At 48.9% G+C, this 16,630-nt stretch carries 13 protein-coding genes; 5 read left to right on the forward strand and 8 right to left on the reverse strand.

What is annotated here, in order from left to right:
- Positions 1–447 precede the first annotated feature (447 nt).
- The 6 genes from V4C51_RS06350 to pxpB all read right to left on the reverse strand — a co-directional run bounded on the left by V4C51_RS06350 (position 448) and on the right by pxpB (position 6,895).
- Positions 448–693, reverse strand: coding sequence for a hypothetical protein (locus V4C51_RS06350; protein WP_330925302.1), 246 nt, complete (start codon positions 691–693; stop codon positions 448–450).
- Between the two features lie 93 nt (positions 694–786).
- Positions 787–1,269, reverse strand: a complete 483-nt coding sequence (locus V4C51_RS06355; protein WP_330925303.1) for a DUF6586 family protein — start codon at positions 1,267–1,269, stop codon at positions 787–789.
- A gap of 222 nt (positions 1,270–1,491) precedes the next feature.
- On the reverse strand, positions 1,492–4,137 hold the full coding sequence (gene topA / locus V4C51_RS06360; protein WP_330925304.1) for a type I DNA topoisomerase: 2,646 nt from the start codon (positions 4,135–4,137) through the stop codon (positions 1,492–1,494).
- Between the two features lie 348 nt (positions 4,138–4,485).
- Positions 4,486–5,253 (reverse strand): 5-oxoprolinase subunit PxpA, encoded by a 768-nt coding sequence (locus V4C51_RS06365; protein WP_330925305.1) that lies wholly within the window; start codon positions 5,251–5,253, stop codon positions 4,486–4,488.
- Entirely contained in the window at positions 5,250–6,209 is a 960-nt protein-coding gene (locus tag V4C51_RS06370) for a 5-oxoprolinase subunit C family protein (RefSeq protein WP_330925306.1), read from the reverse strand. The genes V4C51_RS06365 and V4C51_RS06370 overlap by 4 nt, the downstream gene beginning before the upstream one ends.
- On the reverse strand, positions 6,206–6,895 hold the full coding sequence (pxpB, locus tag V4C51_RS06375; protein ID WP_330925307.1) for a 5-oxoprolinase subunit PxpB: 690 nt from the start codon (positions 6,893–6,895) through the stop codon (positions 6,206–6,208). Before pxpB ends, V4C51_RS06370 begins: the two co-directional genes overlap by 4 nt.
- Before the next feature lie 84 nt (positions 6,896–6,979).
- Here pxpB and V4C51_RS06380 point away from each other — a divergent pair, with 84 nt between their 5' ends.
- Both V4C51_RS06380 and V4C51_RS06385 read left to right on the forward strand, forming a co-directional pair.
- Positions 6,980–8,170: an aminopeptidase gene (locus V4C51_RS06380; protein WP_330925308.1), complete on the forward strand. Its 1,191-nt coding sequence runs from the start codon at positions 6,980–6,982 to the stop codon at positions 8,168–8,170.
- Between the two features lie 417 nt (positions 8,171–8,587).
- Positions 8,588–10,912, forward strand: a complete 2,325-nt coding sequence (locus tag V4C51_RS06385; RefSeq protein WP_330925309.1) for a diguanylate cyclase — start codon at positions 8,588–8,590, stop codon at positions 10,910–10,912.
- 2 nt (positions 10,913–10,914) lie between these two features.
- Here the strand turns inward: V4C51_RS06385 and V4C51_RS06390 are convergent, their stop codons facing one another.
- Positions 10,915–11,628 carry a DUF599 domain-containing protein gene (locus V4C51_RS06390; RefSeq protein ID WP_330925310.1) on the reverse strand — a complete coding sequence of 238 codons (714 nt, stop codon included), beginning with the start codon at positions 11,626–11,628 and terminating at the stop codon, positions 10,915–10,917.
- A gap of 193 nt (positions 11,629–11,821) precedes the next feature.
- On the opposite strand from V4C51_RS06390, the gene V4C51_RS06395 reads away from it, so the two are divergent.
- On the forward strand, positions 11,822–12,211 hold the full coding sequence (locus V4C51_RS06395; RefSeq protein WP_330925311.1) for a hypothetical protein: 390 nt from the start codon (positions 11,822–11,824) through the stop codon (positions 12,209–12,211).
- A gap of 53 nt (positions 12,212–12,264) precedes the next feature.
- Positions 12,265–13,047 (forward strand): class II glutamine amidotransferase, encoded by a 783-nt coding sequence (locus tag V4C51_RS06400; protein ID WP_330925312.1) that lies wholly within the window; start codon positions 12,265–12,267, stop codon positions 13,045–13,047.
- A gap of 31 nt (positions 13,048–13,078) precedes the next feature.
- Here V4C51_RS06400 and V4C51_RS06405 read toward each other — a convergent pair whose 3' ends face one another.
- On the reverse strand, positions 13,079–14,131 hold the full coding sequence (locus V4C51_RS06405) for a potassium channel family protein (RefSeq protein ID WP_330925313.1): 1,053 nt from the start codon (positions 14,129–14,131) through the stop codon (positions 13,079–13,081).
- Positions 14,132–14,435: 304 nt separating this feature from the next.
- Here V4C51_RS06405 and V4C51_RS06410 point away from each other — a divergent pair, with 304 nt between their 5' ends.
- Entirely contained in the window at positions 14,436–16,382 is a 1,947-nt protein-coding gene (locus V4C51_RS06410; RefSeq protein ID WP_330925314.1) for a fructose-1,6-bisphosphatase, read from the forward strand.
- Positions 16,383–16,630: the final 248 nt, after the last annotated feature.

Below are 16,630 nucleotides of genomic sequence, written 5' to 3' on the forward strand. Positions count from 1 at the left end.
CTTTGAATGCCTGCATAACATCAGGAAGCGTGGGAAAGCGGCTCTATCCGGCCTTCTGGAGGTGTTGTTTGGATAACTCCCCGGAATCCATTAAGAGCCAAAATAATAACACTACGAACTGGATCATATTTCAAACAGACTGATACCACGTTCTGGAGATAAACGCCGCGACCTTGTCGTGCAGCTCTTCTGAAGGAGATACGCGTTAACCGCTTCAGTCGGTCTTCAGCGTCTCCTTGATTAAACGACTAATAACGTATGAAATAACCCTTCCTGTAGCGAGGTTTCCACGTATAGAATAGCCAGCGCTGATTCTTTTTGTTGCCAACATAAAACCTTGCGCATCCATCTGGCAAATCAGCACCAGCGCCTTATTGTCGAAAAGAAATAATGTTAACTATGGCAGGGCAGACTTTTCACGATCAACACCGAGGAAGAGAACGATTATCAATGCAAAACCCGGTCCTCAGCCAGGTCTTCAGCCCGCGCTGATGACTCACCCTGTCGGCTCACTTCATTCAAACCCGCATCAAACATCACCTTGGCAATACCCAGGTGATTTCCTTGTAAAAACGACTTTGCCTCACTGGAAAAACTGAGCGTTAGCAGAGGCTTGTTATCTTCATCACCACTGCGCCTGAGCACAATCTCACCGCTGGCTAATTCAACGATTTCCAGAAAGTTACCCGCCATCTCCATCACCCATTGGTTACTTGCAATTGCAGAACATTGTGCAGGAAGGTCAGTGGGGTTTCAAGAGATCCCCCGGCAACAGCAAGAAAAAAGCTACCACTCTAAACTATAGTTCCTGCTATAAGTTACGAACTCAACCAGTGCTTCATAAACACGTTTCATATCAACAACAGTCGTCAGCAAAGATTCATCCACTATTTTCAGGGATAGCCCCCCTCTGTTAATCCCTGCGCCAGATTCACCAAACGCGGGTAAAAGTGATTCATGATAGGCCCGCTGAAGGTCAGATAACCAACCCTGCTTCTGCTCGAGCTCCTGAAGATAAGTGAGTTCAGAAGATATTTTCTGTTTTTTCTGGAGCAATAAGCTGGCCTCATTCAAATCCGGTAAATGGCTCACCCGTACCTGGTATACCACCAAAATTTCAGCCAGTAACGATTGGTAAGCTTTTGACATGGAATGAAGACAGGCGTCCCGAAATACACAAGCCATCGTATCTTCGTGCTGCTGCCACAATTGGAGATGCGTACGGGCATGAAATAGCATTTTATTGGTAAATCGTCGCCAGTCGTCCATTGTATTACTACTCCCTAGGAGCCTGTCGGACTTAAGACAATTTCGGCCTAAAACCCAGAAAGTGCGAGAGAGCGCGGCCAGAATTTCCGATCAATTTGCTTAAATAGGTCAACTATTCGCACAAATTGATCGAAAATTCTGACTCGCCCTACTGAATTTTATGCTCGAAAGCATAAGTCCGACAGGCTCCTAGTTAATGCTCCCCTGATATGATTTAATAGCTTAGTCGGCCTGTTTTTTCGTTTTTTTCTTACTTTTTTCGATCCACTGACCCCCTTCAAATGTAGCTGTCCACCCTGTCGCTTTTTCATTCACTTCACTCATCACATACTGCTGCCTGGCTTTACGGCTATAACGGATAATCGCCGGATTACCATCAGGGTCTGCCACCGGCGCATCAAGCAAATAACCGTATTTAGGGTCAATCTCCCCCTGGTGAGGCTTTAACTCAGCAACCCGAGGCGCACGTGTCTCACGATTTTTCGGAAATTGGCTGGCTGCCAGGAATAGGCCTGAGGCACCATCACGCAGAATATAATGATCATCAACCTTTGTGCACTTCAGCTCTGGCATGGGAACAGGGTCCATCTTCGGCGGTGCGGCTTCCCCATTTTTCAATAGCTTCCGGGTGTTTTTACAGTCACTGTTCATGCAGCCAAAATACTTGCCAAACCGCCCCGTTTTCAGCTGCATTTCAGCGCCGCATTTGTCGCAATCAAGCACAGGACCATCGTAGCCCTTAATCTTGAAACTGCCCATTTCGACTTCATATCCGGTACAATCAGGGTTGTTGCCACAGATGTGCAATTTGCGCTGTTCATCAATTAAATAACTTTCCATTGCTGTGGCACACTTTGGGCAACGACGCATTGCTCTGAGCTGATTCACTTCAACAAACTCATCATCACTTTCAACTTCTTCGCCCGGCACCAGGTTAACCGTGGTCTTACAACGCTCTTTAGGAGGCAACGAATACCCGGAGCAGCCAAGAAACACCCCTGTACTGGCGGTTCTGATCATCATATTTCGCTCACAAGTGGGGCATTTAATATCTGTTGGCGAAGGATCATTCGCGCGCATTCCCCCTTCTTCCGCCGATGCCAGTTCCAGCTTATCTGAAAAATCACCATAAAAGTCGTTCAACACTGATTTCCAATCCACCTGACCCTGAGCAACATCATCAAGGTTTTCTTCCATCTTGGCCGTAAAGCTGAAATCCATCAGGTCATTAAACGACTCCACAAGCCTGTCTGTAACAATATCGCCCATCTTTTCAGCATAAAAGCGGCGACTTCTCACAGAAACATAGCCCCGATCCTGGATGGTAGAAATAATCGGTACATACGTCGATGGCCGACCTATACCGCATTTCTCCAGCTCCTTAATCAAAGAAGCCTCACTGAAACGTGCCGGTGGACGGGTGAATAATTGCCTGGGATCAATAGCGTCCAGTGATAATGGGTCATCCTGCTCCAATGCCGGCAACATGGTATCCTCACCTTTTTTCGCCTGTGGCTTTTGCACACGGGTGTAACCATCAAATTGAAGCACTCGCCCTTTCGCTTTCAGGGTGAAACGATCAACCGCCAAAGTCAGACTGGTACTCAGGTACTGCGCTGATTTCATCTGACAAGCAACAAATTGTCGCCAGATCAGATCGTAGAGACGCTCTGCATCGTGCTCCATCCCTGAGAGCGACCCCGGCGACACATTCACATTAGAGGGGCGGATGGCCTCATGGGCTTCCTGTGCCCCTTCTTTGCTGGAATAACGCCTCGGTTCGTCGGCCAAGTACTGCGAACCGTATTGATCATTAATAAAACCGCGAACACTCTCCAGCGCTTCCGCACTGAGGTTAGTGGAGTCAGTACGCATGTAGGTAATGTGCCCTGCCTCATAAAGCCGCTGCGCCATCATCATGGTTTTCTTGGCGCTGAAGCTCAGTCGGGTGCTGGCCGCTTGCTGGAGTGTTGACGTAATAAACGGCGCGGAAGGCTTACTGCGTGTGGGCTTTTCTTCTTTTTTAGTCAGGCGGTAATCCGCTCCTTTGAGCACAGCAAGCGCAGCATCCACTGCCCCCTGATCAGTCGGCCTGAAAGTCTCGCCCTGGTCTTTTGTTACCTGAAAGCGGATCGGTGTACCATCAGGTGTTAACAGCTCTGCATAGACTTCCCAGTATTCTTCAGGGACAAACTTGCGAATTTCCCGCTCACGCTCAACCACCAGCCTGACGGCAACGGACTGCACCCGGCCAGCCGATAGACCCCGGGCAATTTTCGTCCACAATAGCGGAGAAACCATATACCCTACAATCCGGTCGAGAAAACGACGGGCCTGTTGCGCGTTGACGCGATCAATATTCAGATGGCCAGGCTGTTTAAATGCGGCCTGAATGGCATTTTTGGTGATTTCGTTAAATACGACCCGTCGAAAACGGTCATTGTCACCACCGATAGCTTCCCGCAAATGCCAGGCAATCGCCTCCCCCTCACGGTCCAGATCGGTCGCAAGATAAACCGTATCAGCTGTTTGTGCCAACCGGCGCAATTCATCTACCACCTTTTCCTTACCGGGCAACACTTCATAATGCGCGGCCCAGTCGTTCTCAGGGTCTATGCCCATGCGCTCAACAAGCTGGGTTTTGGCTTTCTGTTTTTTCTGCTTCGCGCGCGCTTCTGGCGAAAGCTTCCGGGACTGTGCCGCAGCTTTTGCGCGCGCTTTTGGGTCAACCGTTTTTTTTGTCCCGCCCGCTGTCGGCAAATCACGAATATGACCGACACTGGATTTGACAACAAAGTGACTGCCCAAATACTTGTTGATAGTTTTCGCCTTGGCAGGCGACTCTACGATAACCAGCGATTTTCCCATGCGACCTTACACGTCCTGTATTCGTTTCCACTAGCCCAGTTACACTGTAGACCTGACTCTCAAATATGTATTCAAAACGTCAGCTCAATGAAAGCCGGGATAGAAATTGGTTCAATATATAAGGCGAAGAAAATAATCGGTCAAGGAAAACTGTTATTTAGTTTCATCCGCATCCATTCCATAAACCCATTATCCAGCCAGCCATCAGTACCACAATGCCCATAATAAACACGCGCCAGCACCAAAAAAAACAAGGCTGAGCGTCTCACTAAAGCAGACACAGTATCATTATGGTGATCATCTTCTTGATCTCAATTATCGACAGGCCTTGATGGTGGTTGAGCCTGTTCAGGGCGTCGATACAGAAATACCCTGCCCTTCAAGGCACTGGAATACTTTTTTAGCAAAGCGCAGAGACTGTGGATGATCACCATGCAAGCACAGCGTTTGTGCATTAATGGCACAGCGCTGTCCCCTGTCCGTCTTCACCACCCCTTCATCAAGCAGCATTTGCAACTGGCCTATAGCAGAGATCTCACTGTCAATCACTGCACCAACTTCCTTTCGTGGAACCAACGCCTGTCCTGAGCGATAGCGACGATCAATAAACACCTCCTCGACAACGCTTAAGCCATGTTTCTTGCCAACAGCCACCATTTCACTGCCAGCCATAACGTAGAGTTTCAAACCCGCGTCAAAACGGTGGACAGCCCGGGCAATGGCGGCAGCCACTGAAGCGTCATTGCCTGCCATATGATAAAGAGCGCCGTGGGCCTTGACATGGTGTAGCTCTCCCCCTTCAGCCCGGGTAAACGCGGCCAGGGCACCCATTTGATAGAGAACCATGGATTCAACCTCCTCTGGCGAAACGGCCATCGACCGACGGCCAAACCCTGCCAGATCCGGTAAACCCGGATGCGCTCCAATGGAAACACCATGACTCAACGCCAGCCTGACCGTTTTTGCCATGACCGACGGATCGCCACCATGAAAGCCGCAGGCAATATTGGCAGAGCTGATCCAGGGCATCAATGCCTCATCATTGCCTAAAAAATAACGTCCGAAGCTTTCCCCCATATCACAATTTATATCCAGCGAAATCAGTGGCTTACTCATTGTTTTTGCCTCCAGTGGTAACAGGCCGCAATGGCCAGGCGCGCCCTTCCCTGCTGTTGTTGCTTTAAAGCAGTGTGAGCTTCTTTTAGTGTCACAGGGACAAAGCGCAGGAAATCCCCGGGCTTCAACTGCGCTATTTTAGCCAAATCAACGGTTATCACCTGCCCCAGTACCGGATACCCGCCTGTCGTCTGGCAGTCATTCATCAGGACAATGGGCTGACCATCAGCGGGAACTTGTATCGTGCCCGCGCACACACCTTCACTCAACGGCTCATGGTCAAGCCACCTGGGCAATGCCTTTCCCCTTAGCCGATAGCCCATACGATCTGACTGTTGACTCACCGTGAACGACTGCGCTTCAAGCTGTTGGCGAGGAAAACGACTGATGGTGATATCAGGAAAATAACGAATACAGTTTATCCGGTCCAGATACTCTGTCAGAGCAGGAGAAGCGTACCATCCCTGCCGTTGCGGCTCCCCTGCTGGTGCCTTGACTACCGCCAGCCGGTCCCCTGCTCGCAAGGCACGTCCATGGTATCCACCAAATCCGCCTTTGAGAAAGGTACTGGCGCTGCCCATAACAAGGGGAACGTCCACCCCACCGCGTATGGCAAGGTAACTGCGACAACCGTTGCGGGCATAACCGAGGGATAACCGCTGCCCGGCTTCCACAAAAAATACCTGCCCATGGGCCACGCGTCGGCTGTCGCAGGATGCCTGCATATCGGCACCCATCAAACAGATCCAGGCAGCAGCCGTAAAACGCAAACAGGGACCTGTCAGCGTGCATTCAAGCACTGCTTTAGATGGGGCATTGCCTAACAGAATATTGGATAGCACAGCGGCCTGCTGATCCATAGCCCCCCCCGGCATGACACCGAAATGCCGGTAACCCGGACGCCCCAAATCCTGCACCGTGGTTAACAGGCCCGCCTCTTCTACCTGAATGCTCATGACTGTCTCCACTGTTCAAATTCACAGGCACTCACCGGTTTGAAACGCAGTCGGTCTCCTGCCCGCAACACAGCAGGCGGCGTCAGTCCCGGGACAAATAAAGGTATTGGTGTACGGCCTATGATTTGCCAACCACCGGGCGTTTCCATGGGATACACACCCGTTTGCCCCCCTGCAATCCCCACAGCGCCTGCTGGCACTGTTAAAACAGGTGTTGTTTTTCTCGGCGTCGCCAATGCGGGCGACATGCCGCCTAAGTAGGGAAACCCCGGCATAAAGCCTAAAAAATACACCTGATACTCCGGTTCACTGTGCAGGGCAACCACGTCCCCGACAGTACATTGACAATGCTCTGCAACCTGCTGAATATCGAGCGAATAAGGCGGTTCATAACACGTTGGCAGCTCAATAACACGCCCGGGACTGACCTTGCTCTCCTCCACCGCTGTTAACGCCATTTCAATAGCCTCAACCAACGCTGTATAGGTTACCAGGCACCCATCATAGAATACCGTTAAACTGGCAAATGCCGGCACCAGATCAACAATACCCGGTAGTCGGGCTTCCCTCAATCGCCCGGTAGCCTGATGAACACGCCTGTTTACCGCGTCTGACATCACATTGCCAAAGGTAAGAACAAGGGCGCTATCACCTAATGGTCTGGTTTTTATAGAAATAGATAACATAAATCACATAGCCGTGAAGACCTGAACATATTGCTATAAAATGATGTTCACTCCAAGCCTGAAACAGCGTTAAAGGTTAACGGCATGAAATGGTGTACCCGAGCGATACCCGGAACAAAGACCACCTTGAATGGGGCATCACAAGATAGTGTCAACACTCTGGCGCCCCCTTTGATAAGTAGTACTGACCTCTGGTGGCGACTCGCTTATTTATTTCGAATCATTTTGGTAGCGCTAGGTTGCGGGATGTTAAGTGGCTGCTCATCAATCAATTATTATGCCCAGGCTGTGCACGGTCAGTTTGAGATACTCGCCAAGAGAAAGTCGGTCTCTTCCCTTTTACGTTCTAAAGACCTCGATCCCAGGCTACGCCGGCAGTTACTGCTGAGTGAGGAATTATTGCTTTTCGCGCAGAAGCAGCTGCTGTTGCCGGCGGGGGGAAACTACACAACCTACGCAGATTTAAAACGCCCCTATGTTGTGTGGAATCTGTTTGCGGCACCTGAGTTTTCCATAACCCCCAAGTACTGGTGTTACCCCTTCATAGGCTGTGCCGGCTATCGTGGTTTTTTTGATAAGGAACAGGCGTTAACACTCGAAAGACAGCTTAATAAAGAAGGGTATGATGTTTATATGGGCGGTGTTAAAGCCTATTCAACCTTAGGCTGGTTTAATGATCCGCTACTAAACACATTTATCTATTATGATGATATTGATCTGGCGCGATTGATTTTTCATGAGCTGGCACATAAAAAATTATACGTACCCGGCGACACAGATTTTAACGAAAGTTTTGCCACCATTGTTGAGTTGGAGGGAACCAGGCAGTGGCTATTGAGCCAGGGACGAGCAGGAGAGCTTATTGAAAGTCCTGTGGCTGAAAAGACCATTACGTTAATTATCAATACTCGCTCAAAGTTAAAAGCGTTATACAGTCAATCTATATCCGATGAACGCAAGCGAGTGCAAAAACAGGCTTTAATTGACGCTCTCAGGGAAGACTATAAACGGTTAACTCAAGACTTGGAAAAACCTCAGCCATTTGACTATTGGATGAAATCACCTATCAACAATGCCAAGCTTGGCAGTGTTTCCAGCTATCGTCGCTGGGTCCCCCATTTCAAAAAATTATTTAACCTGTCTGCCGACTGGAAGGTTTTTTTCAATAATGTCAGTAAGTTAGCTAAAATGAAGCCCGCCCAAAGGGAGCAGCAACTTGAAAGGATTCTAAACTCGACAACCAGCGATAATCCAGTGACCACCAATAGTGGCTGAGTGGTTCTGTTGAACAAACAAAAGCGATTTTCCAGCTTCGGTGGCCTCAGAAGCAACACGACTTGTTAAGACGGCCTCCTGTCCTAGCCCGGATATTTCATAAACTGCCCTGAGAATTGCGCGGAACCTTGCGGCTCTAGGGGATTTTGCGAAGGAGCGCCGTACCGGGGAGTACGGCCGACTGAGCGAAACTCCCTTAGAGCCGCAAGGAGCAAGCAAGGCCAGGAGCATGTTTATGAAATATCCGGGTTAGGGTTGGATCGTTTTCTTCAGGGCCAAAAAGCATTCAGCTCTTCCCGCCCGTACACGTCCTGTGTCAGAATTAAAAATAATCTAATAACTATTCGACCCTGGCCCCAATTAACACCCATAACACTATTGGGCAAAGGTAACGGATGACAGCAGGGAGGCCTTACCATGTGGGCATGTTTCCAGGGCAAAGGTTCTAAAGGTGTTTGTTACTCAGGCTCTGTTGACACAAGAAGGCAAACTCGGCACAACCAGGCGCAGCTTGCTTCACGTAAATGCCTCCCCCTTCACCCGCCTGGTTGGCGTAAGACCCCTGCCCCCGTCAATGGGATCGTGCGCTTGTGTCAACAGAGCCTGAGACTGTTAATACTGCTACTGATCTGCCTGGCAGGGCTTTCAAGCCCTGCCCATGCCTCAAGCATACCCGTCAATGTCACGGGCTTTTCACCGATTTCTCTCACCGACCATTTATTACCGATTAACGCGCCTTCTGCACTGATTGCTCCTGATGACCCTGCCAGCAAAGATACCGTTCAATGGTTCCGGTTTACCCTGCAAAACAATGATGATTTGCAAAAACGCTGGATACTTGCCTTCCGGGAAGTGCCGTACACTTTTTTAAATGTGTACACAATGACGCCTACAGGTTTTACCCTGACAGAACTCGGTGTTTCCAATACACAACACCACCATGGAAAAGACGGCACCGCCATTGTATTACCCCCCCCCCGGTCAACCGGTACCTATTATTTGGCAGTGGAATCACCTTACCCAAACCAGTTTACACCCACCCTCTGGCCAGAGGGTATCCATGTCTTGAGCCAGTCAAAGAACTGGTTGCTTACCGCCTTGTTAATGGGAGTGGCTGTTCTCGTCCTGTTTACCGCTTTGGTCAAAAGCATTTTCACAAAAACCCCCCGCATGTTGCTACCAGCCAGTCATATGGTATCGCTACTACTCCTGCTGGCCTTTGCTCATACCCGATTATTTGCGCAGTTACCCGTTGCGGGCGACCCTGGCCACTGGATTCTGGTCACTGCCATGATTACCTGCCTGACGGCTTTGGCCTGTTACCGGCAGCTAGCTGACATGCCAGCACATACCCCCGTCATCAGCACACTGATTCTCGGTGGCTGTTATATTTCTGTCAGTTTCCTGGACAGCCTGTTGTTCTTGCCAGCGCAAGCTGAGTCACTGGTCACCTATGGCTTTTTCGTTATGATAATAACCGCAATACTGACTTATGCTGGCCTGTTAATTTCCAGCGTAAAAGGCAACAGGCATGCCAGAATATCCCTCCTGTTGTTCACACTGTTATCAGGAACACTGGCGACGACGACCGTCCTACTCTCACCACTACCACGCACCATTCCAACACTGCTTGAGTCTGCCATACTGGTGCTCCACAGTATTTGTCTGTACCTGGCCTACTGGTACGCTGATTACAAGGGTTCACAGCAACTGGTCACGCTGGGGGTCGACGTGCCCGCAAAAAAACAACGGAAAATCTTTGCGGGTGCCCTGCGCAAACACCTGCATAAACCCGATATGGTATTATCTGCCAACGACCTGACCGCGCGAATACTCAGCACTTGTGAAGTAGCCTTGCCAACATTAAGGGCCTGCATGATCACTCACCAAACCCATCAATCCGCCCAACAAAAAGATACCTATCACGTCAACGCCACGTCCAGTGCATTGACCACGCACTTTGAACAACAACTGCCAACACTGAAATCACCCATAAAACATATACTGGCCGGCCAGCAAGATATTCACGCGCAAGCACATAACGGGGAAGTCAGCTGGCTATTTTCCATAGGTCACCAGGACGGTAACCATGAGTTCCTCCTGCTTCAAGCCAAAACAAAACACCAGGATGCTGACTGGGATACGGCCAGTGATATTGCCAGTCACGCCAGAACGTTATACCAGGGCTATCATCAGATGCAGTTCTGGAAGACCCAGGCCAGAGTGGACCCACTAACCGGGCTACTGAACCGACGCGCCTTTACCGAAGAAGCCAAGTCATACCTATGCAGCCTTGACCCTCGTGGGAATAAACAAAGTAATCAACAACACAAACAATGTAGCCTGTTGTTTATTGATATCGATAATTTTAAAAATATTAACGACACGCATGGCCATACTAAAGGCGACGAAGTATTAACAGCTATTGCTCAACTGTGCCGACAAAACCTTCGCCAGGAAGACCTGCTGTGCCGACTTGGCGGGGAAGAGTTTGCTGCTCTTCTGCCCCATACGCCAGCACAAAGCGCCTGGCACGTTGCTGAGCGGCTGCGTAAAGCGATTGAACAGTCTCCGGCCACCATAGGTATTACCGTGAGTATTGGTCTGGCTGCCTCCAGCGCAATCATCTACACCTTGCCACAACTGATTGAAGCTGCCGATACAGCCCTTTACAGCGCTAAAAAAGCAGGACGAAATCAAATTGGGCTGGCCCAATCCTGTCAGCATGTAACATCATCGTGAGTTTACAAGTTCGTCTCTTTCTGGCTGTATGCCAGTGTTTTCAGAACCTGCGAGTGAAACTCCCGATGGTATAATACACCTGAAACAAACAAGGAGGCCATCACAAAAAGCCAGGGGCTGATAAACCAGGCCATGGCAGCCATCCCAAAATAGTATGCCCGCAAACCTAAATTAAAGTGGTAGGCCGCATTGCTCATAATCTTACTGGTGCGCGTAGCAAAAACTTGTTGTTCAATGGGACGTTTCTCAATATCAACAGACAACGGGGCACTACCCATGATGACGCAGATGAAATTGTACAACCGGTGACTCCAGGTAAACTCAAAAAAGGAGTAAACAAAAATCAGCACCATCACCATGAGTTTTTCCTGCCACAACTCACGGGTATTGGTGGTCACAAAAGGGAGCGTGGACAGGACACCAACAGCTTCCTCAGACGCGGCAATGCCAGCAATTAACCCGGCAATAACCAGGATGCTGGTAGAAGCAAAAAAAGTAACGCCAGCACGGAGGTTGGTTAACCACGAGGCATCAGATACCCGGTTCTCCCGATTGAGCAGCCGTAGCATCCACTCCCGCCGGTACATAGCAAGAATACTGGCAAGGCAGATAGTCGTTTGAGCCTTCCTTCTGGCATAGACAGTATAGCCACCCCAGCATAGCAGCATGACTGCCAAGGCCAACCAGTCCAATAGTGAACCTGTGGTATTTGCCATAAGGGCCTTCCATCCATAAAATCCATAGATTAGGAGTCTGTCGGACTTAAGACAATTTCGGCCTGAAATCCAGGAAGTGCGACAGGCTCCTAGACAAAAAACGGTATGAACATTCTCTTTCCGTATCTGTCTGAATTTTCTATCGGCCAAACTTTCTATCACACTACCGGCAAATGCCGGTTCAGGACTCCACATGACAAGTACACAATACTTACTGGGCTGGCTCGTCTATCTGGCGGGAGCCACCGGGTGTCTGTTCTCCCTGTGGCTTATCACCCGCCAGCTGCCTGTTCGCATCCAGCGAGTTTTGTGTCTGGGGGCTACCGCACTGTTATACACCCCCTGGTGGACAAAAGCTAACACAAGCTATTTAGCCCCGGCCTTCCTCACGGCTATCTTCGATGGATTAGGCCAAGGCCCTGAAGCCATGGAAAGAGCCGGACTGGTAGCAGTCGCAGCTCTGGCCGCCAGTACGCTTATTGCCCTGCTTTTACCCATCAGGCAATCAGATAATGATGCCGGTAAGGAAAAAAAAGCCCGTCACTCTCATACAAAACGAAAAGAGCCAACTTATGGCGAATAAACACGCTTACAGTAACTTTTTATTATTAACCCTAAGGGATCAAAACAACGAGCATGTGTGAATTATTAGGGATGAGCGCTAATGTTCCGACAGATATTTGTTTCAGTTTTGCCGGACTGATGCAGCGTGGTGGTAAAACCGGCAATCATAGTGATGGCTGGGGCATTGCCTTTTATGAAAAACGGGGGCTAAGGGAGTTCAAGGACCCATTTCCCAGCTATCGCTCAGAAATTGCCAGGCTGGTGCGCAACTATCCTATTAAAAGTCATGTTGTGATCAGCCATATTCGAAAGGCAAATGCCGGTAAGGTTTGCCTTGAAAATACCCACCCCTTTACTCGTGAGCTATGGGGACAATACTGGACCTTCGCTCATAACGGTCAGCTAAAAGGTATCAAAAAAAGAACGCTTCGCCATTACTTTCCAGTGGGTAGCACAGACAGCGAGCATGCTTTTTGCTGGATTATGGATCAGCTACGCGAAAAATTTCCTAACAAGCCCCGTCATTATGGCAGCGTTTATCAACAACTCCATCAGCTCAGCGAAGAGCTGCGGTCGCAGGGAGTCTTTAACATGCTAATGTCCGATTCCAGGCACTTGTTCAGCTATTGCAGCACCAAACTCAGCTGGATTACCCGGAAGGCACCCTTTGAAAAGGCCACCTTAAAGGACGATGAATTTACCATTGACTTTGAAAAGGAAACAACGCCGGATGATATCGTGACAGTCATTGCCACTGAGCCACTGACAGATAACGAGCAATGGCACAAACTGGCTGCCGGCGATATGGTCGTATTTACAAAAGGCACGCTGACTAAAACGCTGCGACCCCGTTAACCTGATAAAAAGGGCAGAAGTTATTGCCCTTTTATGTCATATCCTTCCAGGATACCTCCCGATTTTTTATACGCTCCTGAGCCATAAAATAAATCAGCTGTCCAGCCCTGATCTGATAATCTGTTGGCGGGTTCAACAATAGATCGTTACCAATGGCCGTATCAGCCACCCCCAACGCAATAGCTTCATGCTTGTTTTTCATCACCCTCATCAGTTGCCCGAACGTTGTTCCCTTAAAATTATCCGGCACCTGTACACTGAATTGTGTCGGACCTTCAAGGGTTGACAATAACTGGGACTGCAGGCGAGAAGAACCCGGGTCCTGGGCAGAACGCACCAGTAAATCCACTGCGATACTGGTATGGCACTCTACTTTCGGACAATGCGTTTTTACCAATGCGGCCATGGCAGCGTCTTCAAACCAGGCGACAATATGCGCATTTGTCCCGGATGCCGAAACAGACAGGCACGCAGCCAGGGTTTGATCATCTGTGCCTTGATGAATAATAATGCGGCTGGCCTGCTCAATGCCAGCCCGGTGAAACACATCCTCATCTGTCAATCGCTCACCCTGGACAAGACATACCCGGTCAGGGAAAGGGTTTTCCATATCCTGATCGGTACAAAGCACGACCTCCCTTTTCTGCCGCCTTGCATCGCCATAAATCAGCTGAACCATGCGCTTGGTTTTTTCCGGATGCCAGCCCAGAATAACAACATGATCCTGCAAGCCGGAATAATCAGCCTTACCTTGCATACCTTTTCTCCAGACATTGATAAACAGGGAAGAGAATTTTCCCAGCAACGCGGCAAAAAATACTACGCTGCCAGGCATAAGCAATCCCGCCGCAACAAAACGACCGGCAACAGTGTCTGGGCTTAAATCACCGTAGCCCACTGTTGTTGCCGTTGTTACGTAATAATAAAACCAGTTTTCCGGCCTGGTAATAGTTGTTTCACCAGCCCAGAGAAACAGCAGCCAACTGATGCTGTAATGAGCCAATAACAGAACCATCAATGCCAGCCAGCTTAATTTTAACAACTGATGATATAGAAATCTGATTGTATGGTTGATCGACTCCAATGAGCGCCCTCCTTAAAATTCTGCCCAGTAAGCATACCCGTTGCCGAAATCGATTATTTTCCCTGCACCATTGCCGGTCAAGCGCTGTTGACATAAATACGCAAACTCTATAAAAAACAGTAGCCGTTTTAGTAAGGATGCAGTTCATCGCTACACATCCATTTTCTTGCTTTTTTGGTAAGCCGCTTTTCTTATCAGTGAGACTGCCTTCTTATATCAACAGAGCCTGATGTTTGTTATAAAATGTGATCCTTCTTACAATACCGACCGTGCGCTTTTGTAAGGCGCCAGCTTCAGAGGCATTATGAAAAATACAGAGTACCTGCAACTTCTCGCCCGACAGTATCCCGGTATTGGTGATGTAACCACCGAACTGATTAACCTGAAGGCCATTCTTAATTTACCCAAAAGCACCGAGCATTTTTTAACCGATATCCACGGCGAGTACGGTGCTTTTTCTCACCATTTGCGCACGGCTTCAGGTGTTATGCGCTTTAAAGTCGATGATATTTTTGGCTACTCCCTCTCCAACCAGGCAAAAAAAATGCTGGCAATTTTAATCGCCTATCCAGAGGAGCGATTAAAAATACTAAAAGCGGAAAGTGCCAACAATAGAGACTGGTATCAGGTGAATATCCATCGTCTGATCACCATCTGCAAAGTATTAACGTCAAAGTATACCCGCTCTAAAGTGCGCAAGGCTCTGCCACAGGATTTCGCCTATATTCTTGATGAACTGCTCCACATTGAGATCAGTCAACTTAACCGGGAAGATTACTACAACCAGATCATCAATACTGTGATAGAACTGGAGCGGGCAGATGACTTCATTATTGCTATCTGTAAGGTCATGCAGCAACTGGCCGTAGACCGCCTGCATATTATTGGTGATATCTACGACCGGGGTCCCTATCCCGATAAAGTCATGGATAGAATCATGGCTCACCATGACACGGATATTCAGTGGGGAAACCACGATATTTTGTGGATGGGAGCCGCCAACGGTCACCCACTGATGGTGGCCACAGCGATCCGTATTGCCTTACGTTATGCCAACCTTGAATGTCTCGAGGAAGGCTATGGCATAAACCTGCTTCCCCTTGGTCAGCTAGCCATGGAAGTCTATGGGGATGACCCCTGCCCAGAATTTATGCCAAGGCTCAGCGGCAACGAAGAGTTCTATGCCGAAAAAGACAAGTTGCTGATTGCTCGTATGCACAAGGCAATTGCAATTATTCAGTTCAAGCTGGAAGGAAAACTACTCAAGCGTCGACCTGATTTTTCTATGAACGATAGAGATTGTTTAAATCGTATTAACTATGACGAAGGCACTTTTTCTACACCTGATGGCGATTATCCACTGACCAGTAACTTTTTCCCCACTATCGATCCTGCTGACCCCCTCGCTTTAACAGCCGATGAACAGGCCGTCATCGATAAAATGACCTTTTATTTTTTAAACAGTGACAAGCTACAAAGGCACATCCGCTTTTTCTACACTAATGGTTCCCTGTATTTAACCTGCAATGGTAACCTGCTTATCCATGGTTGTATTGTGCTGGACGAAGAAGGTCAGTATCAGAAACTCGATATTAATGGCAGGCCATACGAGGGCCAGGCACTGCTGGATAAATTTGATGAGCTTGTACGACAAGCACAGTATACTCAAAACAGTCACGATACTGACTGGTTATGGTATTTATGGACAGGGCCAAAATCTCCCATGTTTGCCAAGCAAAAAATGGCTACCTTTGAGCGATACTTCCTGAAAGAGAAAGCTCTGCACAAAGAGCAGCTGAACCCTTACTTCAAACTGCGTGAGCATGCCGAAATTTGCCAGAAAATTCTGTCTGACTTTGGACTTGACCCGGATAATGGTCATATTATCAGCGGCCACACCCCCGTTAAAGAAGCCAAGGGGGAAAGCCCCATTAAAGCCGATGGCCGTTTACTGGTCATTGATGGCGGGCTTTCACGCCCCTATCAGTCTACCACCGGGATTGGCGGCTATACCCTGATCTACAACTCCTGGGGACTCCGTCTGGTCTCCCATAAACCCTTTAGCTCCATTGAACAAGTCACAAAAGAAGGGCTGGAGATAAATTCAGATATCCGTGTATTGAAAAAAACACACCGCAAGCGAGTGATGGATACTGATGCCGGCCTGAAAATCAAGGAAGAAATTAAAGGGTTAAAGCAGCTGTTGCAGGCCTATCGCACCGGCCAGGTGGCAGAGTCCAAGATCGACTAGCGCAAACAAGCGTTAATATACATACAACCACCACTTTAGTCACTCCTGCGAAGGCGGGAGTCCATTTTCTGGTAGATTCCCGCCTTCGCGGGAATGACGACTGTGTGGGTATTAGCGAATGCTCCTCCCCAACCTGTTGCCACCGACAAGGTGGGGAGGAGAATACAAGGAACTGCCGGTATTAATGGTACGTCCCGAAACAGGCTTAATAGTGACTCAACCACTTGCACTTGTTCGATTATTTTTTC

This window comes from Candidatus Sororendozoicomonas aggregata, from assembly GCF_031528575.1.
Classification (GTDB): Bacteria; Pseudomonadota; Gammaproteobacteria; order Pseudomonadales; family Endozoicomonadaceae; genus Endonucleibacter; species Endonucleibacter aggregata.